Below are 23,262 nucleotides of genomic sequence, written 5' to 3' on the forward strand. Positions count from 1 at the left end.
CGCGGGCGTGGCGGCTGCCCTGGCCCGACGGCACGACGGTGTACGAACTCGACCAGCCCCGGGTGCTGGAGTTCAAGCTGGCGACGCTGACCGAGCACGACGCCCAGCCCGCGTGCGACCGGGTCGCCGTCGCGGTGGATCTGCGCCAGGACTGGCCGAAGGCGTTGCGGCGGGCGGGATTTGACCCGTCGGCGCCCAGCGTCTGGTCGGCGGAGGGGCTGATGCCCTACCTGCCCGCCGCGGCCCAGGAACTGCTGTTCGAACGCATCCAGGAGCTCACCGCCGCGGGCAGTAGGGTCGCCGTCGAGGCCCTGGGACCGAAGTTCCTCGACCCCGAGCTACGCGCCCGGCGGCGCGATCGGATGGAGCGGATTCGCGCGCTGATGGCCAAGATAGACCCCGGCCGCGAGATTCCCCGCACCGACGAGCTGTGGTACTTCGAGGAGCGCGAGGACGTCGGCGACTGGTTCCGCCGCCACGGGTGGGACGTGACGGTGACGCCATCCGACGAGCTGATGGCCGGCTACGGCCGCAAGGCCGCCAAAGAGGTCGAGGACCAGGTGCCGGGGAACCTCTTCGTCGCGGCGCAGCGGACGGGGAGCTAGCCGGCGAGGCGACACACTGTGCCGACGCCGGCGCCGGCCGGCTGAACGTCAGCGCGTGCCGCGGGCCTGCTCGCGCCATTTCCGCAACCCGCGCCGCGCCGCGAACGCCCCGACGATGGCGCTCACGCACCACACCGCAATCGCCGCATACGCCAGCGGCGAGGACAGGTGCCTGATGGAGGCGCCCAGCGCGGTGTAGGCGAACGCCCGCGGCGCCGAACCGATCAGGGAGCCAAAGGCCATCTGCCACAACGGGACCCCGAACGCCCCGAACGCATACGAGGCCAGCGCATCGGAGATCCCGGGGACGAACCGTTGGCCCACGACGCCCCACAGCCCGCGCCGTTCGATCAGCCCGTCGATGCGGTCGGCGCGCCGGGTCCCCAGCAGGGCCCGCGCGCTGTCCCGGCCGGCCCGGCGGCCGATGCGGCTGGCAACCATGGCGGTGCCGACCGTCGCGCCCAGCGTCACGAAGAGGCCCAAGAGCGGACCGAACAGCATTCCGCTGCCGGCGGCCAGGATCGAGCCGGGCACGAACAGCGTGCCCAGGATGGCCGACACCGCGACGTAGGTCAGGGGCGCCGCCGGCCCGGTCGCGGAGACCGCGCGCCGTATCGCGTCGATGTCGATGACCCGCGCCACGGCCACCAGGTAGAACATCACGGCCAGGAAGGCGGCGAACACCGCGAGCCGCGCGATGTGTCGCCGCCGGGATACGGGCGCGGGTTCTTCGTCGTCTGCCATGGTGACCGCGATTCTAGGGCCGCCGAGCGTGGGGCCTACGTATGTGATCGGCCTCGATTTCGTACCTGGGCCCCACGCTCGGCGGCATCAGACACCTGCAACCGCTGCCGCAGGCCGCTCGCGCGCAGCGCCCGCCGCCCGATCGCGGCGCGCACCGACGCCTCGGATCCGACGACCCGCACCTTGGCCTTGGCGCGGGTCACCGCGGTGTAGAACAGCTCCCGGGTCAGCAGCCGCGAATCCTCCGGTGGCATGAGGACGGTCACCTCGACGGCCTGGCTGCCCTGGCTCTTGTGGATGGTCATCGCGTGCATGGTCTCGACGTCGGACAGCCGGCTCGTCGAAAAGTCCAGCGGCCCTGCGGCACTGGCGATGACGGCGCGCAGCCCCTCAGGGCCGGCGACCGTCACGCCGGTGTCGCCGTTGTACACCCGCAGCCCGTAGTCGTTGGCCGTCACCAGCAGCGGCCGCCCCGGGTACCACTCCGACCACGATGGCTGGCCGGTTTCTTCGGAGAGCCAGATCTCCGCCTGCCGGTTCCAGTGCCGCACCCCGAACGGCCCCTTGCGGTGCGCGCACAGCAGCCGGTGCTCGTCCAACGCCGCCACGGCCTCGTCGACCGCCCCCAACAGCGCCGCCTGCCGAAGCCGAAGCGCGTGCGGCATCAGGACCGAGCGCAGCCGATCGGTCGGGTCCTCCGCCTCGACGAACTCGATGTGTTCATCGCCGGACCGCAGCAGCCTCAAGGCGGCCTCGGTGTCGCCGACCCGAATCGCCTCGGCCAGGGCACCGATCGACTTCCCGAAGCGGTGCGATGTGTGCAACGCCGCCACCCGCACGTCCGCGCGCGCCGACAGGCCGTCCACCAGGTCGGCCAGCACGGCGCCGGCTTCCACCGACGCCAACTGGTCGGCGTCGCCGACCAGAACCAGCCGGGTGCCGGGGCGTACCGCTTCGAGCAGCCGCGCCATCATCGTCAACGACACCATCGACGTCTCGTCGACCACGATCACGTCGTGCGGCAACCGATTTGCGCGATCGTGCCGAAACCGCGAGGACGAGCCCGGCCTGCGGCCCAGCAGCCGGTGCAGCGTCATCGCCTCCAGCCCGTCCAGCCGCGCGCGGTCGGCCGCGTCGAGCCGGGCCACCTCCAGCTGCACGGCCTCGGCCAGCCGGGCCGCCGCCTTGCCCGTCGGCGCCGCCAACGCGATCCGCGGCCGGGCCGATCCGGCGAGCTCCGCCTGCTCGGCCACCAGCGCGAGCAGGCGCGCGACCGTTGTCGTCTTGCCGGTGCCGGGACCGCCCGTGAGCACCGTAACACCCTGTGAGAGAGCGATTTCCGCGGCCTTGCGCTGCTCCTGGTAGTCCGGCGGGAAAAGCCGCCCCGGGACGGGCGCCGTGGTCGCCGGCCTCGCCGCCAGCAGGGCGAGCAGGTCGTCGCACACCTGCTTTTCCTCGCGCCAATACCTGTCCAGGTAGAGCAACCGCTCGTCGTAGAGGCGCAGCACCGGCGGGTCGCGCAGCAGCACGCTCGCCCGCACGGCGGTCTGCCACCGCACCGGCTCCGGCCACGGCAGCGCATCCGGGCCGACAGCCTCCGCGATCGTCGCCAGGTCGACGCACACCGAACCGGCCCGCAGCGCGCGCACCAGCAGTGCCACCGCCAGTGCCACCCGCTCGTCGGGCTCCCGCGCCAACTCGCAAACCCGTTCGGCCACATGCACATCCGCGAGGTCCAGCACGCCCGCCTCGTTGAACGCCAGCAGCACGCCGGCGGCTCCCACGGCGACCTCGACCTCGGAGACCGTCATGCTGCTCGCCCTCCCTCGTCGAGCAGATCCGAGATCGCCACCACCAACGGCGCCGGCGGCCGCCAGCTGAACACCCCGCACGGCCGGCCGTCGATCACCGGCGTGCCGGAACCGCACATGCCGCGCACGAACAGATAGAGCACCCCGCCGAGATGCCGCGCCGGGTCATACTCGGGCAGCCGCCACCGCAGGAACCGGTGCAGCACAACGGTGTACAACATGGCCTGCAGCGGATAATCCGAATGCAGCATGGCCTCGGTCAACCGGTCGCGGCAGTAATCGGCCGCCGTGTCGCCGAGATAATTGGTCTTGTAGTCCACCACGAGGAAGCGCCGGTCGGGCAAGCGCAGCACCGCGTCGATCGACCCGGCCAGATATCCGCGCAGCGGCTGGCCGCCCATTCCGGGCGATGTCAGCCGCTCGGCGTATGCGGCCAGCGGGTCACCCGAAGGCAGCTGCGCCCGCAGCAACCGGCCCACGTCGGACAGCGACACGTCCGGGGCGGCCCCGCGCACGTCGCCGCCGGCCAGCGGGATCTCGAAGTCCAGTTCCCGCAGGCGATCCCGCAGGCCGATCCGGCGCAGCGTCATGCCGGGCGCGAGCGGTCCCAACGGCGTGTCGAACATCGGGACCAGCGCGACGGCCAGCTCGGGCGCGGTGACGCCGACCGGCCACCACGCCAGGGCGCGCCGCACCTGCTCTTCGAGCTCGGCGGCCAGGTCGGCGGCGCCTGGGTCGGCGGTCTCGAGCACCGCGTGCACCAACGAGCCGAACGCCGCGCCCGCCGGCAGCGCCGCCATCGGCGAGACGACCGTCGCGTCGGGGCTGGGTGTCGTGACTGCGGTGTCCACCTCGTCGTCGCGCGTGCCGACCTCCGGCTCGCTTTCCACCCCGGCCGCCTCGCCGCCCGTTTCCATGCCGCGGACCAGCGCCGAGTACGAGGTCCGCCGCCACCGGGTGTCGATCGCCCGATGAAAGTGCCGCACGCCGAAATCGGCCGATTCGCTAATTGTTTCGACCGCGGCGGGGGCGACGACGGCCGATTCCTCCACCGCGGGCCCGCCGGCGTCCTCCCATCCCTTGAACACCGCCCAGGCGTCCTCGTCGGTGAGGGTGGCCGCGTCGCACCTGCCGGGCACCCCGGCCTCGTCCGCGCCGCGGCCGCGCAACAGCCGCGACAGGCCGCCGTTGCGCTCGTCCCACGACGGCGCCCACCAGGCGACCACCTGCGACTCGGCGCGGGTCAGCGCCACATACGTGACCCGAATGTTGTTGCGGGCCTCTTCGGTTCGGTGCAATTCGTCGGCGCGGCGACGGTCGCGGTCGTTCTTGGCGCCGAGGTAGAGGCAGCGCTGTTCGTCCTCGTCGTGATAGAGCAGGATGTCGTCTTTGCGGATGTTGCGGTTGAACGCGAACGGCAGGTACACGATCGGGAACTGCAGGCCCTTGGCCACATAGACCGTCATGATCTGCACGGCGGCGGCATCGCTGTCCAGGCGGCGGTTGTGTTCGGTGGCGCCGTTGCGGCGGTCGCATTGGCGGCGCAGCCAATCGCGCAACGACGGCAGGCCGTAGTGCTCGCGATGGGCGGTGTCGTGCAGCAGTTGCGCGATGTGCGCCAGGTCGGTCATGTGCCGCTCGCCGCCGAACTGCGAGAGCACCCGACGACCCATGCCGCCCAGCTGCGCGGCCTCGAACACCGCCGCGATGCCGCGCTGCCGCGCGTAGTTCGCCCATTCCCGCAGCGTGTCCGCGACCCGGTCGGTGAGTACATCCCCTTCGGCGGCCAGGGTTTCGGCGGTGGCGCCGAAGAACATGGTGCAGGCGGCGGCGCGGACCAGCCCGCTGCGGTGCGGCGCGTCGAACGCTTCGAGCAGGCACAGCCAGTCTTTGGCGGCCTGGGATTCGAACACGTCCGTGTCGCCCGTGTAGATCGCCGCAATGCCGGCCGCCGCCAACGCATCACGGCATGCCCGCGCTTCCTCGTGCCGTTCGACGATCACCGCGATGTCACCGGCGCCGACCGCGGAGCCGTCATGGGTGGCACCGCTCGCCAGCAGCGCCCCGATATCGGCGGCCAGGTCGGCGGGGATGTGGCGCCGCAGCACCCCGATCGGGATGGTGTCGGTGCCGGCGAAGCCGAGCCCGGCCCGCTTGACCACGCGCAGCCGAAACGGCGCATTGTGCGGCGCACCGGCCAGTCGATGTCCGTCGTGGTGGGCCTTGATGTCGCGTACGACGATCTCGGGATGGCCCAGCGCCGCGCCCCGCAGGACCGTCTGCAGCCGCGAGACCAACGCGCTGTCGCTGCGCCAGTTGACGCTCAGCGTGTACCGGGCATCGGCGCTGCGGGCCGCCTCCAGGTAGGTGAAGATGTCGCCGCCGCGGAAACCGTAGATGGCCTGTTTCGGATCGCCGATCAGAACCAGCGTCGAGTGGCCGCTGAACGCGCAGTTGAGCACCCGCCACTGGATGGGGTCCGTGTCCTGGAACTCGTCCACCATCACGATCCGCCAGCGACCCCGCATTCGCTCGCGGGCCGGGGAGCCTTCCTGCTCAAGGGCTTTGGCGAGCCGGGTGAGCAGGTCGTTGAAGCCGAGGATGCGTAGCCGGCGCTTGCGGTGCTCGAGTTCCTCGCGGACCGCCGCGGCGAAGCGCAACCGCACCCCGGCCTCGCTGTCCGGGTCGGGGTCCAGCGGCCGCCAGTCGGCGCAGGGGTCGTTGACGACGGCGCGGGACAGTTCGAGTGCCTGCCGGTAGCTCAACACCGGGTCGCCTTCTTCTCGCCCGAACCGGGCGAGGTAGCGGTCGTCGACGATCTCGGTGACCAGGTCGTCGAGGTCTTCCTCCAGCCTGACGTCGGAGCCGGTGTCGCCGGCCACGCCCAGCGACCGCAGCACCGACCCGCAGAACTCGTGCGTCGTGGCGATGGTGGCCGCGTCGAAATTCGCCAGCGCATCCCGCAGCCTGGCCCGTCGGCAACGGCGTTCCTCGGCGCTGCCGCGCAGCAAGTGCTCGACCAACTCGGAGCCGGCCGGGGCGCGGCCCTCCAGCGCCGCCACCGCGGCGACGATCTGACCGCGGACGCGCTCGCGCAACTCCCGACTTGCGTTGCGGTTGAACGTGATCAGCAGCATCTCGCCGAGCGTCACGCCGGTCTCGGCGAGAAACCGGGTGACCAGACCGGCCAGCGCGAACGTCTTACCGGTGCCGGCGCTGGCTTCCAGCACGGTGGTCGAGCCGTGTCGGGGCAGCGGGCCCAGGAGGTCGAAGCGATCCATCAGCCGAGGTGTCCCTCGGCCGCCAGCACCGGCGACCACAGCCGTGCGGCCAGCGCGCCCAACCGGGTGTCCTCCCCGGGCATTTCCTCGCCCGGTCGGGGTGGCCGCAACAGCACGGACAGCGGTGCGCGTTCCCCCCAGACCCGCACGTGCGCACGGTCGGCGTCGTCACCGGGACTGAACTTGCTGCCCGCCCACCTGGCCTGCGCGGCCGCGCGCGGGTCCTCGCCGTTCCGGCGGGCCTCGGCCCAGGCATACGAGGTTTTCAGCGGCAGCGGCAGCGGCTCGCGGCGGCCCGCGTCGTACAGCGCCACCAAGCCCTGCAACACCGTGAGCGGATCCGGCGGCGGCGCGAAAACCCGTTGTGCGATTCGGTTTTGGCTCTGGCCGCGGCCGATGCACAGCGCCGTCCAGGGGTGGCCGGGCATTCCGGCGGCCAGCGCGACCAAGCAGATCCACGATGCCAGCACATGCTTGGGCGCCAGCTTCGAGTAGCTCACCGACACCGTCCGCTCGGCGAACACCGGGGTGACCGTGCCGGTGAGCCGCCGACCGGCGCCGAGGTCGATCGCCAGGTCGTGCGCTTCGCCGTCGACGGTGCGGTGCCGCAGCGCGGTCAGCGCGAGTTCGCGTGCGCGGTCGCGGATGTCCTTCGCCTTGCGCACGCCGAGCCGCCCGGGCGGCAGCGTCCCGCGGCGCCACTCGGCGTTGGCGGCGGTGTCCGGGTGCATGCCGCCGAGCATGTCGTGCAGCATCCGGTCGCCGACGGCCCAGGCCTCCAGGGCGTCGATCTCCACCGGCATCGCGTCGCTGATCTCGTCGACGTCCCACGGCAGTGTGCAATCCAGCGCGCGGAAGAAGCCCTTGACCGGGTCTTTGAAGAAGTCGAGCAGATCGGCGAGGGCCACGTCCGTCTTGGGCGGCGGCGGCAGCAGGTCGGTGATGAAAGGCGCCGGGGGGCAACGTTTCCCGGTCGCGGCCCGGGCGGCGGCCAGCGCGGTCGGGTCGAAGGTGAACGGCTTGCCGGGCACCACGACGCCCGGGGTGACGTTGCGGCGGTCGAACGGCTGCAACGGGTGCTCGGTCACCACGTGGGAGCGCACCGGGACCGGCGTCGTCTGGTCCAGCGCATCGAGCAACTCGTCGAGCGGCACCGCGGGCGGGCGCGGGTAGCCGGCGTACGGGTCGGCGCCGGTGTAGGTGATCACCAGCGTCTCGGTGGCCGCGCACACCGCGTCGAGCAGCAATTGCCGGTCCTCCGAACGGACGTCGCGGTCACCGGTCATCGGGTGGCGCGCCAGCGCGTCGTCACCGTCTGCGACCAGCAGGCGCGGGAACACGCCGTCGTCCAGGCCGACCAGGCACACCACCCGGTGCGGCACCGAGCGCATGGGCACCATCGTGCACACCGTGAGCGTCCCCGTGCGGAAATTCGCGCGGGTGGGCCGCCCCGCCAGGTGGGCGGAAAGCAGCGCCCGCACGTCGGGCAGCCGCAGCGGCGTGGAGCTGCGCGCGCCGGCCTGCTCGACGACCTTGGCGAACTCCCGCTGCAGCTGCGCCTCCTGCCAGGCGTCGTCGGAGTGGGTCAATCCCGCGACGCCCTCCGCCAACGTCGACAGCCATTCGGTCAAAGGCTTTGCACCGCCGAGATTTTGGACGACGCCGTGCAGCCGGGCCACGTATTCGGCCAGCCGCCCGGCCAGTTGCACCTTGTCGCTGCCGACGTCGTCGAGCGGCAGCGCGGTGTCCAGCCAGGCCCGCGAGTCGTCGGACATCGCAACGCCGGTGAGGATGCGGTCCAGGCCGAAGCGCCAGGTGTTGTGGACGATGTGGTCCAGCCCGTACGGCGCGCGATCCTCCTTGTCGAAGCCCCATCGGATGTTGGCCTCCCGGACCCAGTCGGTGATCGCCTCCAGGTCGTCGTCGCTGAACCGGAAGCGGGACCGGATCGGGGCGGCCTGCGCGAGGTTGAGCACCTGGCTGGCGGTGGCGCGGGTTCCGGCCAGCGAAAGCAATTCGGCCGCCACCGCGAGCAGCGGGTTGGTCTGCGTGAGCGCCCGGTCGGCCAGGCGAACCCGCAGCTGGTGCGCCGGATGGCTGTCGCCCGCGGTCTCGCCGAGCCCGAACCCGGCGACGATCAACGAGGCGTAGGTCTCGATGTCGGGGCACATCACCACGATGTCGCGTGGCTCCAGCGTCGGGTCGTCCTGCAGCAGTCCGAGCAGAACCTCGCGCAGCACGTCGATCTGGCGGGCCGGCCCGTGACAGCTGTGCACCTGCACCGAGCGGTCGCCGGGCGCGAGCGCGCGTCCTTCGGGCCGCACCGCGTTGGCGGCGATGTCCGATTGCAGCCAGCCCAGCAGCGTGCCGGGAGTGCTTGCGCGCGTGAGGTATTCGTCGCTGGCGGGGTGGGCGGGCAGCATGCGTTGCAGCTCGCGAAGGTCGCGGCCCAGGGTTTCCAGCAACGGGTGACGGGCGGCGTGGCGGCTGCCGTCCTCGTCGCGGGGGACCGCGCCGTGCAGATTGGCGAGCGCCTGCCACAGGTCGTCGCTGGGGTGCGGCAGCCACAGGTGCAGATCGTGGTGGGTGGCCAGCGCGTCGAGCAGTTCCACCTCGGTCCGGGCCAGCCGGGTGTGCCCGAACAGCGACAGCCGCGACGGCAGCTCGGTCGGGCCCTCGCGCAGCCGGGTCACGGTCTTCTCGTGCCGGACATGCGGTGGATCGGCGTCGACGCGTTCGACCAGCGCGCGCCACAGCTGCGGCTGCCAGTCCAGGTCGGCGTCGAGGCCGCCCTCCCGGCCGTCCAGCCAGTCGGCCAGCAGGTGCGGGCGTTGCCGGGCGTAGGAGGCGAACAGCCCGGCCAGCCGGCGGGCCACCGAGTAGCGCCGCCCGCGGCGCAACTCGGCTTCCAGATCGCCCAGGCCGTGACCCAAATGCGTTGCCAGCGTTGCACACCACGGCTCGTCGAGGCTGCAGTCGATGACCTCCAGCAGCGGCCACGTCATCGCCTCCGGCGACCAGGGATCCTCGTCGGCCGTGCCGGTGATTTCGGCGATCAACGAGGCCGGGCTGCGGAACGCCACCCCCGCACACACCCCGTCGCCGGCGCCGGGCCGGCGGCCCAGGACGTGTGAGAGCCGCTGGCTGAGCCAGCGTTCCACGCCGCGCGCCGGGACCAGCACCAGCTCCTCGGCGAACGGGTCGGCGAGCGGGTTGGCCAACAGCGCGCCGAGACCGGCGGCGAGTAGGTCGGTGCGTTCGGCACGGTGGAGATGGAGGGCCATTGCGCTGCCACCATAGAACGCCGCACCGACAGGCGGGGATGATTCCGCGCCGACATGCCGTTCGGTGGTGGTGGCAGCATGGGCAGAAAACAAAGGAACGGGGCGAACATATGGAAGCGTGGGACGCGATCTGTGCGCGGCGCAATGTGCGGCAATACCAGCCGGAGCCGGTGCCCGAGGCCGACCTCGACCGCATCGCCGAGGCCGGCTGGCGGGCGCCGTCGGCGAAAAACCGGCAGCCGTGGGACTTTGTGATCGTCACCGACCGGGCCCAGCTTCAAGAGCTGTCGACGGTCTGGCGAGGCGCCGGCCACATCGCCGCGGCCGCGGCCGCGATCGCGATCGTGGTGCCGGTGCCGCCGGATGAGCGTCGGCTCGTCACCGACAACTACGACGTCGGCCAGGCCACGATGGCGATGATGATCGCCGCGACCGACTTGGGCATCGGGACGGGCCATTCCTCGGTGGGGGACCAGGAGAAGGCGCGCGCCATCCTGGGTGTGCCCGACGGCCACCAGGTCGCTTTCCTGCTGGGGATCGGCTACCCCGCCGACCGTCCGCTCGCCCCGATCCGCAAGCCGGATCGGCGGCCGTTTTCCGAGGTCGTGCATCACGGAGGGTGGTGACCTCCGTGCATGATCACCGCGGCGACTACGGGACCGACGGCTCGTTCAAGACCATCTCGGCACGCGGGCAGGCGATCGGCATCGTCGCCCAGGCGGCCGCCCTGGCGGCGTGGGCCGGGCTCAGCTGGGCGCGCGGCAGGCGGGTGACGGCCGCGCTGACCGCGGGATGGGCCATTGCGCTGCTCGCCGCGCTGGCGTCCTACGTCTATGCGACGCGCTCGGGCAAGTTCGTCGTGTGGGACCGGGTGCTCGACGAGCTGCGGCTGCGCGGTGACGAAACGGTGCTCGACATGGGCTGCGGACGCGGCGCGGTGTTGCTGGCCGCGGCCAAGCGGTTGCCGCGGGGCCGCGCGATCGGTGTCGACCTCTGGCACGCCGACCAGACCGGCAACTCCCGGGACGCCACGCTGGCCAACGCCGCGCTGGAGAACGTTGCCGACCGCATCGAGGTGCGCACCGCCGACATGACGGCCCTGCCGCTGGCCGACGAGAGCGTGGACGTGGTCGTCAGCAACCTCGCCATCCACAACATCCCGACCCGCGCCGGCCGGCGGCAGGCGCTGATCGAAGCGGCTCGCGTGCTGCGGCCGGGTGGCCGCCTTGCCATCGCCGACCTGTGGGAGACCCGGCAGCACGCCGCCCGGCTGCGGGAGATGGGATGGCGAAACGTGAAGCGCCGCAACGTCGGATGGCGGATGTGGTACGGCGGTCCGTGGTTTTCGACGCGCCTGGTCACGGCGACGAAACCGGCGTGAGGCCCGCGCCCGGCGCCGACGGCCCGGCGGTGCCATGCTGTTCGCATGACGAGAAACGAACTCACCGAACAGATCGTCGTCGCACGGCTGGCGAAAGGGCTGACCTGGCAGGAGTTGGCCGACGCGATCGGCAGGCCGGTGCTGTGGACCACGTCGGCGTTGCTGGGTCAGCACCCGGTACCCGCCGAGCTCGGCAAGGTTCTCGTCGAGATGCTCGGCCTCGACGAGTCGGCGGTGCCCGTGCTGGCGGCGCCGCCCATGCGCGGTGGCCTGCCGACGGCCGTCCCGACGGATCCGACCATCTACCGCTTCTACGAAGCGCTGCAGGTGTACGCCGGCGCCATCAAGGAACTGATCCACGAGCAGTTCGGCGACGGCATCATGAGCGCGATCAACTTCAGCGTCGACCTGCAGAAGAAGCCGCACGAGTCGGGCGACCGCGTCGTGGTGACGTTCGACGGGAAGTTCCTCCCCTACCAATGGGTCTCGGCAGAAGGGTGAAGTGACCGCACCCCGCGTGCGTGTCACACTGGCCACGAGGAGGCGAGCAACGCGGTGGCCAGGGACTTTTCCCGGTCACCGCGTTCGCACGATCAGCGCCCGAACTCGGCCTCCAGCCCGTCGATTCCGGCACGGATCGCCTTCAGCGCGTCGGCCCGGGCGCGCAGCTTGGTCGCGGCGTGGGCGTGCTGGTGCAGGCCGGCGAATTCGCGCGCGGCCTCCTCGGCGCGGTCGACGACCATCTCGGGCAACACGATCTCGTCGACAAAGCCTGCGGCAAGCGCGGTTTCACCGAAGAACGTCTTGGCCAGCCCGACGGCCTGCTGGTACGCCGACTGCGTCAGGCGCAGCTTCATGATCTCCAGCGCGGCGTACGGGATCACCATCCCGATCGCCACCTCGTTGGCCTGGATGTTGTAGGCGTGCGCGGCCACCCGGTGGTCGCCCGACGACAACAGGAACGCCCCCATCGCGATGGCGTGGCCGGTACAGGCCATCACCACCGGTTTGGGATGGGACAACAGCCGGTAAGCCAGCTCGAAGCCGCCCCGCAGCATGTCGATCGCGGGTTGCACCTCGCCGGAGGTGAGGATCTTCAGGTCGAATCCGCCGCTGAAAACCCGCTCGTTGCCGGTGATCACCAACGCACCGGCGTTGTCGCTGTCGGCCCGGTCGATCGCCTCGCCCAGGGCCTGCTGCATCGTCGGGCCCAACGCGTTGACCTTGCCGTCGTCCATCCTGATGACCGCGATCGAGTCCTTCAGGGTGTAGGCGACCGGGCCGCTCATAGTTGCTCCTTCGATCCTGGGTCAGACGTGCTGGCTGCGGTGCTTGGCCAGGTCGGCTTCGGCGTTGCCCCAGCGCAGGCTGACGTCGGTGGGCTGGTCGAGCAGCCGGGTGCGCCACCGGTCCTGCGTCTCCTGCACGGCGCCGTTGATCCGTTCGATCTCGCTGCGGAACACATCGGGGCGCGTTTCCTTGCTCGCGTAGTGGAAGTAGGTGAGCAGCCCCCGCAACAGCTCCAGCTTCTGCTTTTCCCGCTTCGCCAAGTCGTGGGTGGTCATCAACTCGATGCGCTGAACGGGCGGCAGCGCGTCCCAGTCCAGCACCACGTTGGTCTGCAGCACGGGCCGGTCGCCCTGCCAGAACCGCCAGCCGCGCGGCTTGTCGGGACGGTCGTGATAGATCACCGACCCGGTGAAGCGCGACTCGATGCCCGTTCCGATCTCGGCGCGATCCAGCGCCGAGTCCCACACCATGCGCCATTCCTGGCCGGGCGCCAGCACCGGCAACTCGCGCGGAAGCTGCAGTTCGACGACGTCGGCGTAGCCGTCGGCGGCGTTCTCGTATTCGGCCACCGTCGGCGGGTTGGGAAACGCGAACCGGATGTCATACGCCGCGGTCTGCCCGAAATTTCGGACGACGAGTTCGATCACGTGCCAGTCGGCGGGATGCGGCTCCATGAACATCGCGACTTGGGGCCTCGTTCGCTCGGCGGCCAGCCGGCGATTGAGTCCGAGTTGCCGGCTGATGAAGATCAGCGTGACGACACCCAGCAAAATCGCGGCCCACGCCGCCCACGCCAACCAGGTGTCGGACCCAACATGGGTGACCCCCTGCCAGGCGCTCTGGATCCACCCCATGAGACCCACCCTTCCGCTCATATCACAGCGGGCTTCCGCAGAGATTCGCTGGCCCGATACTAAAGGCGTGCGGCGCTTGTCGCCGACCCGGGACTATTCAGCGGTAACTGAGCGGAAATGGCCGCCGAGTCGCTTAGCCGCCCATCAACATTCGCCACTGATCGAGATCGGCGGCGCGATACACGTAGTTCGAGCGCTTGACCTCCGATAGCGAAGCGCTCGGCTCGGCCGAATACCAATGTCCGGGAAACACGGTCGGGTCACCCGGCAGCGCGGCGAGCCGCTGCAGGCTGCGATACATCTCATCGGAGTCGCCACCGGGGAAATCGGTGCGTCCGCAGCCGTCGAGAAACAGCGTGTCACCGGCCACCAGGCGGTCCCCCAGCAGGAAGCACTGGCTGCCCGGCGTATGGCCGGGGGTGTGCAGCAGCTCGATTTCGATGTCCCCGACGCTGACCTTGTCGTGGCCTTCATGGGTGGTGAGATCACCCATGCCGATTCCGGTGACCCGCGAAACCCAAAGGGCCTCATGCGTGTTCACATGGACGGGCACGGGTGCTCGCTCGAGCAACTCCGCCAGGCCCTTCAGCTGGAAGCCCATCATCGAACCGCCCACGTGGTCGGGGTGATGATGCGTCACCAGCACCCCGGACAGGTGCATGCCGTCGGCCTCGAGCGCGTCGAGCAGATCGCCGGCGGCGTAGGCGGGATCGACCACGAGGCAGTCCCCGGTTTGCCGGTCCCCGATGAGATAGGAAAAGTTGCGCATCTGCGTCGCGAACATGTCGCCGGCGGCGAAATCGCGACCGGACAGCAGCTGGCGGAAGTACAGCCGGTCCTCAGGCACCCGACCAGACTAGTGCCGATCGCGAGCGCGGCGTAGCCGGGCGATGCGGGTCGGCACCGTCGGGTCGGGTGCCGATCGCGAGCGCGGCGTAGCCGGGCCCCAGTTTGCCGGGGGGCCGTCGCGCATCGGTTGGGCCCCTGCCTGATGGGTATTGTTGGCCCATGAAGAAGAGGGTCGAGATCGAGATCGACGACGATCTGGTCCAAGAAATAATTCGTCGGTTTCATGTGGCCGACACGCGCGAGGCCGTACATCTCGCGTTGCGGACGTTGGTGGGCGAGTCGGACGCGGCGGACGAGCAAGGTGACGAGTACGACGAGTTCAGCGATCTCAGCGCGTGGCAACCCCGCCATGACGAAAACTAGTCGAGGAGCGGAGCCGCCCCGGGTCACTCCGTGGTTTGGTGACGTTGTGCGCCAGGTTGTACCCTCTTTTAGGCCCGCGGCACGACTGTCGCTTGGCTGAACGGCCCCCTTAGCTCAGTCGGTAGAGCGTTTCCATGGTAAGGAAAAGGTCAACGGTTCGATTCCGTTAGGGGGCTCGGCGGACGCCGAGCTGGCAGGCGGCGCGTAGCAGAGGCGATGTAGCTCAGTCGGTTAGAGCGAACGACTCATAATCGTTAGGTCGCCGGTTCGAGTCCGGCCATCGCTACAGCACAACAACGTGAGTTTTACAGAGCAGAGAGAACGGACATGGCTTCCAGTACCGACGTGCGGCCGAAGATCACCTTGGCATGCGAGGTGTGCAAGCACCGTAACTACATCACCAAGAAGAATCGCCGCAACGACCCCGACCGGATGGAGCTGAAGAAGTTCTGCCCGAATTGCGGCAAGCACCAGCCGCACCGGGAGACCCGCTAGGCGCGTCCCGCCGGCAGTTATCGAGACCGACTAGGTAGGTTCAAAAGCCGTGTCGTTGAGCGCGAACATCGTTGGGATGCACTATCGCTATCCCGACCATTACGAGGTGGAACGGGAGAAGATCCGCGAGTACGCGGTGGCCGTGCAAAACGACGACCCTTACTTCTTCGAGGAGGACGCGGCGGCCGAGCTGGGCAACAAGGGTCTGCTGGCCCCGCTGACGTTCATCTGCGTGTTCGGCTACCAGGCGCAGTCGGCGTTCTTCAAGCACGCCAAGATAGCCGTCGAGGACGCGAAGATCGTCCAGGTCGACCAGGTGCTGAAGTTTATGAAGCCGATCGTGGCGGGCGACAAGCTGTACTGCGACGTGTGGGTGGACTCGATGCGTGAGTCGCACGGCACCCAGATCATCGTGACCAAGAACATCATCACCGACGAGTCCGGTGACGTTGTACAGGAGACCTACACGACCCTGGCGGGCCGTGCCGGCGAGGATGGAGAAAAGGGATTTTCTGATGCCACTGCGTGAGTTCAGTTCGGTCAAGGTGGGCGACAAGCTGCCGGAGAAGACTTATCCGCTGACCCGTCAGGATCTGGTGAACTACGCGGGGGTGTCCGGCGACCTGAACCCGATCCACTGGGACGACGAGATCGCCAAGGTGGTCGGGCTGGATACCGCGATCGCCCACGGCATGCTGACCATGGGGCTGGGCGGCGGCTACGTCACCTCGTGGGTCGGCGACCCCGGCGCGGTGACCGAGTACAACGTGCGGTTCACCGCCGTGGTGCCGGTTCCGAACGACGGCAAGGGCGCCGAGCTGGTGTTCAGCGGACGGGTGAAGTCGGTCGATCCCGACAGCAAGTCGGTGACCATCGCGCTGACGGCGACCACCGGCGGCAAGAAGATTTTCGGACGGGCGATCGCGTCGGCAAAACTGGCGTAGGCGGGGGCTTGCTTTTATGGCTTTGAAAACCGACATCCGCGGGATGATCTGGCGGTACCCGGACTACTTCGTCGTGGGCCGCGAACAGCTCCGCGAGTTCGCCCGCGCCATCAAATGTGACCATCCCGCCTATTTCGACGAGGACGCTGCCGCCGAGCTCGGCTACGACGCGATAGTCGCGCCGCTGACGTTCGTGACGATCCTCGCCAAGTACGTGCAGCTGGATTTCTTCCGGAACGTTGACGTGGGCATGGAAACGATGCAGATCGTCCAGGTCGACCAGCAGTTCCTCTTCCACAAGCCGGTGCTGGCCGGCGACAAGCTGTGGGCCCGGATGGACATCCACTCGGTGAGCGAGCGCTTCGGCGCTGACATCGTCGTCACGAAGAACATCTGCCACAACGACGACGGCGAACTCGTGCTGGAGTCCTACACCACGCTGATGGGCCAGCAGGGCGAAGAATCCGCCAGGCTCAAGTGGGACAAAGAGTCGGGGCAGGTCATCAGGACGTCGTGATCAGCGTCGGGATTTCTGCCCTCGAGGGGTATCGAGTACACTCGAACCTCGGGGTTTTCCCAGCATCAGCGCGCTTTCCGGGATTCGAAACAATCGGGGAGCGCGCGTGTCATGTAAGCCCCGGCAGGTAAGCGCAGGTTGGCCTGCCAACCGCGAAGGGGCGTAGCTCAACTGGCAGAGCAGCGGTCTCCAAAACCGCAGGTTGCAGGTTCAAGTCCTGTCGCCCCTGCAGAGACGGACCATCGAGGTGGTGCCATGGTGGACACTAGAAGAAGTGCACGATCCACAGTGGGACGGCTCGCGGGACACTAGCAAACAAAGGAGCATGCGGTGAGCGACGAGGGCGACGCAGCCAACGACGCCGCACGCGACGGCGGCGACACCGAGGAGAGCCGCGACAGCGGCGGTCGGACGGCCCTGGTGACCAAGCCGGCGCGGCCGACAGGCAAGCGGTCGCGGCTGCGCGTGGCCGAGGCCGACGACGACGTCGAGGCGGAGTCGCCGGACGAGGTCGAGGCCGCCGAGGAGGACAAGGGCAAGAAGGGTCGCGCCGCCAGGAAGGCCAAGGCCGGCAAGAAGCCGCGGAAGCCCGGCGACCGCTCGGCCAACCCGTTCGTGTTCGTCTACAACTACCTCAAGCAGGTGGTTGCGGAGATGCGGAAGGTGATCTGGCCGAACCGCAAGCAGATGCTCACCTACACCTCGGTGGTGCTGGCGTTTCTCGCCTTCATGGTGGCGCTTGTCGGCCTGGCGGACTTCGGCCTGGCCAAGCTCGTGCTGCTGGTGTTCGGCTGAGCTTTGACAGTGATAGAGAGGACTGAAAACCGTGACTACCTTCGACGGTGACACGTCCGCGGGTGAAGCGGTCGACGTGCAAGAGGTCACTGAAACCTCAGAGACCCCGGAGACCACCGAGATCGCGGTGCAGGCGGAACCGGCCGAGCAGGTGGAACCGGCCGAGGAGGTCGATCCCGCCGCCGCGCTCAAGGCGGAGCTGCGCAGCAAGCCCGGCGACTGGTACGTCATCCACTCGTACGCGGGATACGAGAACAAGGTGAAGGCCAACCTGGAAACGCGCGTGCAGAACCTGGACGTCGGCGACTACATCTTCCAGGTCGAGGTGCCCACCGAAGAGGTCACCGAGATCAAGAACGGCCAGCGCAAGCAGGTCAACCGCAAGGTGCTGCCCGGCTACATCCTGGTGCGCATGGACCTGACCGACGATTCGTGGTCCGCGGTGCGCAACACCCCGGGGGTCACCGGCTTCGTCGGCGCGACGTCGCGCCCGTCGGCGCTGGCCCTCGACGACGTGGTGAAGTTCCTGCTGCCGCGGGGGGCGGCGAAGAAGGCCGCCAAGGGCGCGGCCAGCACCGCGGCCGTCGCCGAGGCGGGCGGCCTGGAACGTCCGACCGTCGAGGTCGACTACGAGGTCGGCGAGTCGGTGACGGTGATGGACGGACCGTTCGCCACGCTGCCCGCCACCATCAACGAGGTCAACGCCGAACAGCAGAAGCTCAAGGTGCTGGTGTCGATCTTCGGCCGCGAAACCCCCGTCGAGCTGACCTTCAGCCAAGTCTCCAAGATCTAGTCCCCTTTAACCCCCAAGAGAAGGAACCGCAACATCTCATGGCCCCGAAGAAGAAAGTCGTCGGGCTGATCAAGCTCCAGATCCAGGCCGGGCAGGCCAACCCTGCCCCGCCCGTCGGGCCTGCCCTCGGCCAGCACGGCGTGAACATCATGGAGTTCTGCAAGGCCTACAACGCCGCCACGGAAAACCAGCGCGGCAACGTGATCCCGGTGGAGATCACGGTCTACGAGGACCGCAGCTTCACCTTCGCGCTCAAGACACCGCCGGCCGCCAAGCTGCTGCTCAAGGCAGCCGGCGTGGGCAAGGGCTCCGCGGAGCCGCACAAGACCAAGGTCGCCAAGGTCAGCTGGGATCAGGTTCGCGAGATCGCCGAGACGAAGAAGGCCGACCTCAACGCCAACGACATCGACGCCGCCGCGAAGATCATCGCCGGCACCGCGCGGTCGATGGGCATCACCGTCGAATAGCAAGTCAAGCCGTGGGAGGGCCAGCTTCGGCCCGCCGACAACCACGACCCCAACATCGGATTGGATGAATCAATGAGCAAGAACAGCAAGGCATTCCGCGCCGCCGCCGAGAAGGTGGACCGCAGCAACCTGTACACCCCGCTGCAGGCGGCCAAGCTCGCCAAGGAGACCTCGTCGACCAAGCAGGACGCGACCGTCGAGGTGGCGATCCGGCTCGGTGTCGACCCGCGCAAGGCCGACCAGATGGTCCGCGGCACGGTCAACCTGCCGCACGGCACCGGCAAGACGGCCCGGGTGGCGGTGTTCGCCGTGGGCGACAAGGCCGAGCAGGCGCAGGCCGCCGGCGCCGACATCGTCGGCAGCGACGACCTGATCGAGAAGATTCAGGGCGGGTTCCTGGACTTCGACGCGGCGATCGCCACCCCGGACCAGATGGCCAAGGTCGGTCGCATCGCCCGCATCCTGGGCCCGCGCGGCCTGATGCCGAACCCGAAGACGGGCACCGTCACCCCCGACGTCGCCAAGGCCGTGTCCGACATCAAGGGCGGCAAGATCAACTTCCGGGTGGACAAGCAGGCCAATCTGCACTTCGTCATCGGCAAGGCGTCGTTCGACGAGAAGAGCCTGGCGGAGAACTACGGCGCCGCGATCGACGAGGTGCTGCGGCTCAAGCCGTCGTCGTCGAAGGGCCGCTACCTGAAGAAGATCACGGTGTCGACGACCACTGGGCCCGGCATTCCGGTGGACCCGGCCGTCACCCGCAACTTCGCCGAGGCCTAGTCCCGGGCTGTCACCCCCCGCACTCGGCGATGCGCCGCCGCAGGAATTCGCGGCCGGGCTCGGAGCCGTTGGACTCCAACGCCATGCGGTACCACCCCGCCGCCTCCCCGGGCCGCCCGGCGCGCCGCAACAGGTCGGCGCGCACCGTCGCGACGAGGTTCGACCGACCCAGCCGGGGGTCGTGCGCGACCATGTCCAGGGCGGCCAGGCCGGCGTCGGGTCCGTCGCGGAAGCCGAGCGCCAGCGCCCGGTTGGCGCGCACCACCGGCGAGTCGGTGATCTCCACCAGCCGGTCATAGGCCGCGCAGATGGTGGCCCAGTCCGTCTGCTCCCAGGACGGCGCGGTGGCGTGCAGCGCGGCGATCACCGCCTGCGGCAGATAGGGGCCCGGGGATCCCTGGGCCTGCCGCAGCCGGTCCAGCCCACGGGCGATGCGGCCGCGGTCCCAGCGGCGACGGTCCTGTTCGTCGAGGGGCACCAGCATCCCCTCGGCGTCCACCCGGGTCGCGCGCCGCGAATCGTGCAACAGCACAAGGGCGGCCAACGCGTGGGCCTCCCGCTCGTGCGGCATCAGCCCGCACAGCTCCTGCGCCAACCGGACCCCCTCATCGCACAGTTCGTCCCGGATCGCCGACGGCCCCGCCGTCGACCAATAGCCCTCGGTGAACACCGAGTAGATGCAACTGAGCACGTGCGGTGTGCGTTCGGGCAGCAGCTCGGGTGGTGGCACCCGCAGCGGGATGTTGGCGTGGCGAACCTTGTTCTTGGCGCGCGTGATTCGCTGCCCGACGGCCGCCTCGCTCTGCAGCAGCGCACGGGCGATCTCGCCGACGGTCAACCCGGACACCAGCCGCAGCGTGAGCGCCAGTTGCGACGGGCGGTCGAGCGCCGGGTGCGCGCAGGTGAACATCATCCGCAGCTCGTCGTCGCGAACCGGATGCGGGTCGGTGCCGTCGGTGCGCGCCAGGATATCGTCCATCACGGCCGCCAATTCCTTTCCGGGGCGCACGGATTCGCGGCGCAGCCGGTCGCGGGCGCGGTTGCGCGCGACGGTCACCAGCCACCCGCCGGGACTGTCCGGCACACCATCGCGAGACCAGGTGCGCAACGCCTCGGCGCAGGCCTCCTGGACGGCGTCCTCCGCGATCGTGAGGTCGCCGGACCACCGCGCGAGCGCGGCGACCGCGGGGCCCCACTCCCGACGGAAGACGCCGTCCAGGTCGGTCATTCGCGCATCTAGAGCGCGGAGACCCCGGCCAGGTGCCGCAACTCCACGGCCGAGGCGGGGATCATCGCGGCCACCTTGACGGCCTCGTCGCGATCCGTGGCGCCGAGCAGATAGAAGCCGGTGGCCACCTCCGCACCCTCCGCGTAGGGGCCGTCCGTGATGAGGGCCTCGCCGTCGCGCACCCGTACCGTCGTCGCCGTGGACCGGTCGTGCAGGGCGGCGCCGCCGAGCAAGTGATCGCCCGCCGCGGCCATGAACTCCCCGTGGCGCCCGGCCATCGCCTCCCACTCCGGCGTGCCCGGCGTGTGCGCGGACGCGGGGGGCTCGAGCAGCAGCGCGAGCCAGTCGTCGCCGGTGAGCTTGCGCGACGGTTCAAACGAGTGGAACATCGGCCAGACCTCCACGGCCCCGTACTGCGCCACCGGGACGCCACGCGCCAGCGCCAGCGCCTCGTCGAGGTTCTCGGCCTCGAACACGTAGTAACCGCACGCCACCTCGGCGGCCTCGGCGAACGGGCCGTCGGTGGTCACCGGCGCGTCCGGGCCCCCGCTGATGCGCACCGCGGAACCGGGCTGAGCCGTCGGGAGCAGGGCGTCGCCGGCGCGGATCGCCGACTCCGCCTTCGCGTGGAACTCCTCGAAGGCCGTCATGACCTCAGCCCGCTCGTCGGGCGTGAGGTCGCGGTCGCTTTCCCTGCTGATCAATAGGGCGAAGTACTGCATTTGTCGTCACCTCCGGTAGTGAGCGAAACCTGCTGTTCCACTCTCTACCGATTCGACGAACGGCGCAGCCCCGATCCGACAGTCAGGCCGCGCCCGGCTTGAGGTAGGTCACCAGGCGCACGTCAAGCATCTCGTCGGTGAAGTAGTGCTCGCAGCCGCGCAGGTACTTCATGTACCGCTCGTAGACCTCTTCGGAGGTGACCTCGATGGCTTTCTCCTTATTGGCTTCCAGCGCGTCGCCCCAGATGTGCAGCGTCTTGATGTAGTGCGGCCGCAGCGAAAGTGATTCGGGGACAACAAAACCCGCTTTTTCACCATGCTCGATCATCATCTCGGCGGACGGCAGGCGCCCGCCGGGGAAGATCTCGGTGATGATGAACTTGATGAAGCGCGCCGTCTCGAAGCTCAGCTTCTTTCCGCGGGCGGCCATGTCGAAGGGGTGGTAGCCGACGCTGCTCTGAATGGTCATCCGGCCGTCGTCGGGCATGATGTCGAAGCACCGCTTGAAGAAGTCGTCGTAGTTCTCGTGCCCGAAGTGCTCGAAGGCCTCGATCGACACGATCCGGTCGACCGGCTCGTTGAAGTCCTCCCAGCCGTGCAGGCGGATCTCGTGTGAGCGGCCGGTGTCGAGCGCCCCCAGCACCTGCTCGCAGCGGGCCCGCTGATTTTTGGACAGCGTCAGGCCGATGACGTTGACGTCGAACCGCTCCACGGCGCGTTTCATCGTGGTGCCCCACCCGCAGCCGATGTCCAGCAGCGTCATGCCCGGCTTGAGGTCGAGCTTGTCCAGGTTCAGGTCGATCTTGGCGTACTGGGCCTCTTCCAGCGAGATGTCCCACGGCTCGAAATACGCGCAGCTGTAGGTGCGGGTCGGATCCTGGAACAGCGCGAAGAAATCGTCGGAGACGTCATAGTGCGCCTGGATGTCTTCGAATTGGCGCGTCCGCGTCTTCGTCGGGCCAGTCGGTTGATCAGCCATTTTCCGTCTTGTTCTCCTGGAAGTTCACTGCGGCGATAACGCGGGCACACGTCGTCGCGATAACTGACGTACCACCGTACCGAAGTTCACTTCTCCAACGTGAACTGGTTGCAGTCGATGTAGCCCATGCGGAACGCCTTGGCGCAGCCGGTCAGGAACTTCATGTACCGCTCGTAGACCTCTTCGGACTGGATCGCGACGGCCTCGTCCCGGTGGGCCTCGAGCGCCTCGGCCCAGAAGTCCAGGGTCTTGCCGAAGTCCTGCCGCAGCGACTGTATGCGGGTGACCTTGAAGCCGACCTTCTCCGAGTGTTCCTCGACGGTCTCGATCATCGGCAGCCGCCCACCCGGGAAGATCTCGGTCACGATGAACCGGATGAACTTGGCCATCTCCATCGTCAGGGGGATGCCGCGCTCCATGACCTGCTTCACGTGCAGCCCGGTGATCGCGTGCAGCGCCATCACCCCGTCCGCGGGCATCGCCTCGTAGGCGAACTTGAAGAAGTCGTCGTAGCGGTGGAAGCCGAAGTGCTCCAACGCCTCGATGACGACGATGCGGTCCACCGGATCGCTGAACTCGGCCCAGTCGCGCAGCAACACCCGGCGCGAGCGCGGGCTGTCGACCCCGTCGAGCACCTGCTGGCAATAGGCGTGCTGGTTGCGCGACAGGGTCAGCCCGACGACGTTGACGTCGTAACGCTCGATGGCCCGCTTCATCACCGAGCCCCAGCCGCAGCCGACGTCGAGCAGCGTCATCCCGGGCTGCAGTCCGAGCTTGTCCAATGTGAGGTCGATCTTGGCGACCTGGGCCTCCTGCAGGGTCATCCCCTCGCGCGGGAAGTAGGCGCAGCTGTAGGTGCGGGTCGGATCCACGAACAGCGCGAAGAACTCGTTCGACAGGTCATAGTGCGCCCGCACGTTGTCGGAATCAGACCGCATCCGCGTGGCCCCCACTCGATTTTCAGCCATGTGTCCTCCCGACTGGACAGGCACCTGCACCAGGTGGCCATCCCCGGCACCCTACACGGGGCGGGACGCATCCTATGCATTTAAGGTCGCATGCCCCTGGGTTTTTCGGTCG

The 23,262-nt window shown here is 69.0% G+C and carries 23 protein-coding genes, 3 tRNA genes and 1 pseudogene; 16 read left to right on the forward strand and 11 right to left on the reverse strand.

Features of this window, described 5'->3' with window-relative positions; genetic code table 11:
* The coding region (locus A5705_RS11015; protein WP_156763095.1) for an SAM-dependent methyltransferase at positions 1-605 on the forward strand (605 nt) is incomplete at its 5' end.
* A 48-nt stretch (positions 606-653) separates the two neighbouring features.
* Here A5705_RS11015 and A5705_RS11020 read toward each other — a convergent pair.
* The 4 genes from A5705_RS11020 to recC are packed head-to-tail and all read right to left on the reverse strand — an operon-like array spanning position 654 to position 9,725.
* Entirely contained in the window at positions 654-1,349 is a 696-nt protein-coding gene (locus A5705_RS11020) for a TVP38/TMEM64 family protein (RefSeq protein WP_068277461.1), read from the reverse strand.
* A gap of 35 nt (positions 1,350-1,384) precedes the next feature.
* Entirely contained in the window at positions 1,385-3,160 is a 1,776-nt protein-coding gene (gene recD / locus A5705_RS11025; protein WP_068277468.1) for an exodeoxyribonuclease V subunit alpha, read from the reverse strand.
* On the reverse strand, positions 3,157-6,441 hold the full coding sequence (gene recB / locus A5705_RS11030) for an exodeoxyribonuclease V subunit beta (protein WP_068277471.1): 3,285 nt from the start codon (positions 6,439-6,441) through the stop codon (positions 3,157-3,159). Before recB ends, recD begins: the two co-directional genes overlap by 4 nt.
* Positions 6,441-9,725: an exodeoxyribonuclease V subunit gamma gene (recC, locus tag A5705_RS11035; protein WP_068277473.1), complete on the reverse strand. Its 3,285-nt coding sequence runs from the start codon at positions 9,723-9,725 to the stop codon at positions 6,441-6,443. The genes recB and recC overlap by 1 nt, the downstream gene beginning before the upstream one ends.
* Positions 9,726-9,835: 110 nt before the next feature.
* Between recC and A5705_RS11040 the strand changes: the two genes are divergently transcribed.
* Genes A5705_RS11040 through cynS form a run of 3 tightly spaced genes read left to right on the forward strand, consistent with a single transcriptional unit; the run spans position 9,836 to position 11,607 of the window.
* Complete coding sequence (locus tag A5705_RS11040) at positions 9,836-10,351, forward strand: nitroreductase family protein (protein WP_067877214.1); 516 nt, start codon at positions 9,836-9,838, stop codon at positions 10,349-10,351.
* A gap of 5 nt (positions 10,352-10,356) precedes the next feature.
* Entirely contained in the window at positions 10,357-11,106 is a 750-nt protein-coding gene (locus A5705_RS11045; protein WP_068277705.1) for a class I SAM-dependent methyltransferase, read from the forward strand.
* 45 nt (positions 11,107-11,151) lie between these two features.
* Positions 11,152-11,607, forward strand: a complete 456-nt coding sequence (gene cynS, locus A5705_RS11050; RefSeq protein ID WP_068277475.1) for a cyanase — start codon at positions 11,152-11,154, stop codon at positions 11,605-11,607.
* A gap of 92 nt (positions 11,608-11,699) precedes the next feature.
* Here cynS and A5705_RS11055 read toward each other — a convergent pair whose 3' ends face one another.
* The 3 genes and pseudogenes from A5705_RS11055 to A5705_RS11065 all read right to left on the reverse strand — a co-directional run bounded on the left by A5705_RS11055 (position 11,700) and on the right by A5705_RS11065 (position 14,097).
* A complete protein-coding gene (locus tag A5705_RS11055; RefSeq protein ID WP_067877208.1) occupies positions 11,700-12,395 on the reverse strand; it encodes a crotonase/enoyl-CoA hydratase family protein in 696 nt (231 codons plus the stop codon).
* 13 nt (positions 12,396-12,408) lie between these two features.
* Positions 12,409-13,271 (reverse strand): annotated as a pseudogene (locus A5705_RS11060) (hypothetical protein); the annotation flags it as partial.
* 112 nt (positions 13,272-13,383) lie between these two features.
* A complete protein-coding gene (locus A5705_RS11065; RefSeq protein ID WP_067877200.1) occupies positions 13,384-14,097 on the reverse strand; it encodes an MBL fold metallo-hydrolase in 714 nt (237 codons plus the stop codon).
* Positions 14,098-14,258: 161 nt separating this feature from the next.
* On the opposite strand from A5705_RS11065, the gene A5705_RS11070 reads away from it, so the two are divergent.
* From A5705_RS11070 to rplA, 12 genes are all read left to right on the forward strand, one after another.
* The gene (locus tag A5705_RS11070) at positions 14,259-14,462 is read left to right on the forward strand and encodes a type II toxin-antitoxin system VapB family antitoxin (protein ID WP_067877197.1); all 204 of its coding nucleotides are present in this window, start codon (positions 14,259-14,261) and stop codon (positions 14,460-14,462) included.
* A gap of 103 nt (positions 14,463-14,565) precedes the next feature.
* Positions 14,566-14,638, forward strand: a tRNA-Thr gene (locus tag A5705_RS11075).
* A gap of 36 nt (positions 14,639-14,674) precedes the next feature.
* Positions 14,675-14,748: transfer RNA gene (locus A5705_RS11080), tRNA-Met, on the forward strand.
* Between the two features lie 41 nt (positions 14,749-14,789).
* Positions 14,790-14,957, forward strand: coding sequence for a 50S ribosomal protein L33 (gene rpmG / locus A5705_RS11085; protein WP_066907182.1), 168 nt, complete (start codon positions 14,790-14,792; stop codon positions 14,955-14,957).
* Positions 14,958-15,006: 49 nt separating this feature from the next.
* Entirely contained in the window at positions 15,007-15,486 is a 480-nt protein-coding gene (hadA, locus tag A5705_RS11090; RefSeq protein ID WP_067877194.1) for a (3R)-hydroxyacyl-ACP dehydratase subunit HadA, read from the forward strand.
* On the forward strand, positions 15,473-15,901 hold the full coding sequence (gene hadB, locus A5705_RS11095) for a (3R)-hydroxyacyl-ACP dehydratase subunit HadB (RefSeq protein WP_067877192.1): 429 nt from the start codon (positions 15,473-15,475) through the stop codon (positions 15,899-15,901). Before hadA ends, hadB begins: the two co-directional genes overlap by 14 nt.
* A gap of 16 nt (positions 15,902-15,917) precedes the next feature.
* Positions 15,918-16,418 carry a (3R)-hydroxyacyl-ACP dehydratase subunit HadC gene (gene hadC, locus A5705_RS11100; protein WP_068277477.1) on the forward strand — a complete coding sequence of 167 codons (501 nt, stop codon included), beginning with the start codon at positions 15,918-15,920 and terminating at the stop codon, positions 16,416-16,418.
* A gap of 156 nt (positions 16,419-16,574) precedes the next feature.
* Positions 16,575-16,647: transfer RNA gene (locus A5705_RS11105), tRNA-Trp, on the forward strand.
* Between the two features lie 101 nt (positions 16,648-16,748).
* Positions 16,749-17,213 (forward strand): preprotein translocase subunit SecE, encoded by a 465-nt coding sequence (gene secE, locus A5705_RS11110; RefSeq protein ID WP_067877186.1) that lies wholly within the window; start codon positions 16,749-16,751, stop codon positions 17,211-17,213.
* Between the two features lie 121 nt (positions 17,214-17,334).
* The gene (gene nusG / locus A5705_RS11115; protein WP_156763099.1) at positions 17,335-18,006 is read left to right on the forward strand and encodes a transcription termination/antitermination protein NusG; all 672 of its coding nucleotides are present in this window, start codon (positions 17,335-17,337) and stop codon (positions 18,004-18,006) included.
* A gap of 38 nt (positions 18,007-18,044) precedes the next feature.
* On the forward strand, positions 18,045-18,473 hold the full coding sequence (gene rplK, locus A5705_RS11120; RefSeq protein WP_067877180.1) for a 50S ribosomal protein L11: 429 nt from the start codon (positions 18,045-18,047) through the stop codon (positions 18,471-18,473).
* Positions 18,474-18,545: 72 nt separating this feature from the next.
* Complete coding sequence (rplA, locus tag A5705_RS11125) at positions 18,546-19,253, forward strand: 50S ribosomal protein L1 (RefSeq protein WP_067877177.1); 708 nt, start codon at positions 18,546-18,548, stop codon at positions 19,251-19,253.
* A gap of 10 nt (positions 19,254-19,263) precedes the next feature.
* Here the strand turns inward: rplA and A5705_RS11130 are convergent, their stop codons facing one another.
* From A5705_RS11130 to A5705_RS11145, 4 genes are all read right to left on the reverse strand, one after another.
* Positions 19,264-20,481: an RNA polymerase sigma factor gene (locus tag A5705_RS11130; protein ID WP_067877174.1), complete on the reverse strand. Its 1,218-nt coding sequence runs from the start codon at positions 20,479-20,481 to the stop codon at positions 19,264-19,266.
* A gap of 8 nt (positions 20,482-20,489) precedes the next feature.
* Positions 20,490-21,203 (reverse strand): YciI family protein, encoded by a 714-nt coding sequence (locus A5705_RS11135; RefSeq protein WP_068277483.1) that lies wholly within the window; start codon positions 21,201-21,203, stop codon positions 20,490-20,492.
* Positions 21,204-21,285: 82 nt separating this feature from the next.
* Positions 21,286-22,182 carry a hydroxymycolate synthase MmaA4 gene (gene mmaA4 / locus A5705_RS11140; RefSeq protein WP_068277487.1) on the reverse strand — a complete coding sequence of 299 codons (897 nt, stop codon included), beginning with the start codon at positions 22,180-22,182 and terminating at the stop codon, positions 21,286-21,288.
* 86 nt (positions 22,183-22,268) lie between these two features.
* Positions 22,269-23,150 carry a cyclopropane mycolic acid synthase family methyltransferase gene (locus A5705_RS11145; RefSeq protein ID WP_068277490.1) on the reverse strand — a complete coding sequence of 294 codons (882 nt, stop codon included), beginning with the start codon at positions 23,148-23,150 and terminating at the stop codon, positions 22,269-22,271.
* Positions 23,151-23,262: the final 112 nt, after the last annotated feature.

The organism is Mycobacterium sp. E787, assembly GCF_001668725.1.
GTDB lineage: Bacteria > Actinomycetota > Actinomycetes > Mycobacteriales > Mycobacteriaceae > Mycobacterium.

Bases quoted from the DNA above. Each gene is read 5' to 3' on its own strand.
- A5705_RS11020 (WP_068277461.1), bottom strand. From the start codon at position 1,349: ATGGCAGACGACGAAGAACCCGCGCCCGTATCCCGGCGGCGACACATC.
- recD (WP_068277468.1), bottom strand. From the start codon at position 3,160: ATGACGGTCTCCGAGGTCGAGGTCGCCGTGGGAGCCGCCGGCGTGCTG.
- recB (WP_068277471.1), bottom strand. From the start codon at position 6,441: ATGGATCGCTTCGACCTCCTGGGCCCGCTGCCCCGACACGGCTCGACC.
- recC (WP_068277473.1), bottom strand. From the start codon at position 9,725: ATGGCCCTCCATCTCCACCGTGCCGAACGCACCGACCTACTCGCCGCC.
- A5705_RS11040 (WP_067877214.1), top strand. From the start codon at position 9,836: ATGGAAGCGTGGGACGCGATCTGTGCGCGGCGCAATGTGCGGCAATAC.
- cynS (WP_068277475.1), top strand. From the start codon at position 11,152: ATGACGAGAAACGAACTCACCGAACAGATCGTCGTCGCACGGCTGGCG.
- A5705_RS11055 (WP_067877208.1), bottom strand. From the start codon at position 12,395: ATGAGCGGCCCGGTCGCCTACACCCTGAAGGACTCGATCGCGGTCATC.
- A5705_RS11070 (WP_067877197.1), top strand. From the start codon at position 14,259: ATGAAGAAGAGGGTCGAGATCGAGATCGACGACGATCTGGTCCAAGAA.
- rpmG (WP_066907182.1), top strand. From the start codon at position 14,790: ATGGCTTCCAGTACCGACGTGCGGCCGAAGATCACCTTGGCATGCGAG.
- hadB (WP_067877192.1), top strand. From the start codon at position 15,473: ATGCCACTGCGTGAGTTCAGTTCGGTCAAGGTGGGCGACAAGCTGCCG.
- hadC (WP_068277477.1), top strand. From the start codon at position 15,918: ATGGCTTTGAAAACCGACATCCGCGGGATGATCTGGCGGTACCCGGAC.
- rplK (WP_067877180.1), top strand. From the start codon at position 18,045: ATGGCCCCGAAGAAGAAAGTCGTCGGGCTGATCAAGCTCCAGATCCAG.
- rplA (WP_067877177.1), top strand. From the start codon at position 18,546: ATGAGCAAGAACAGCAAGGCATTCCGCGCCGCCGCCGAGAAGGTGGAC.
- A5705_RS11130 (WP_067877174.1), bottom strand. From the start codon at position 20,481: ATGACCGACCTGGACGGCGTCTTCCGTCGGGAGTGGGGCCCCGCGGTC.
- A5705_RS11135 (WP_068277483.1), bottom strand. From the start codon at position 21,203: ATGCAGTACTTCGCCCTATTGATCAGCAGGGAAAGCGACCGCGACCTC.
- mmaA4 (WP_068277487.1), bottom strand. From the start codon at position 22,182: ATGGCTGATCAACCGACTGGCCCGACGAAGACGCGGACGCGCCAATTC.
- A5705_RS11145 (WP_068277490.1), bottom strand. From the start codon at position 23,150: ATGGCTGAAAATCGAGTGGGGGCCACGCGGATGCGGTCTGATTCCGAC.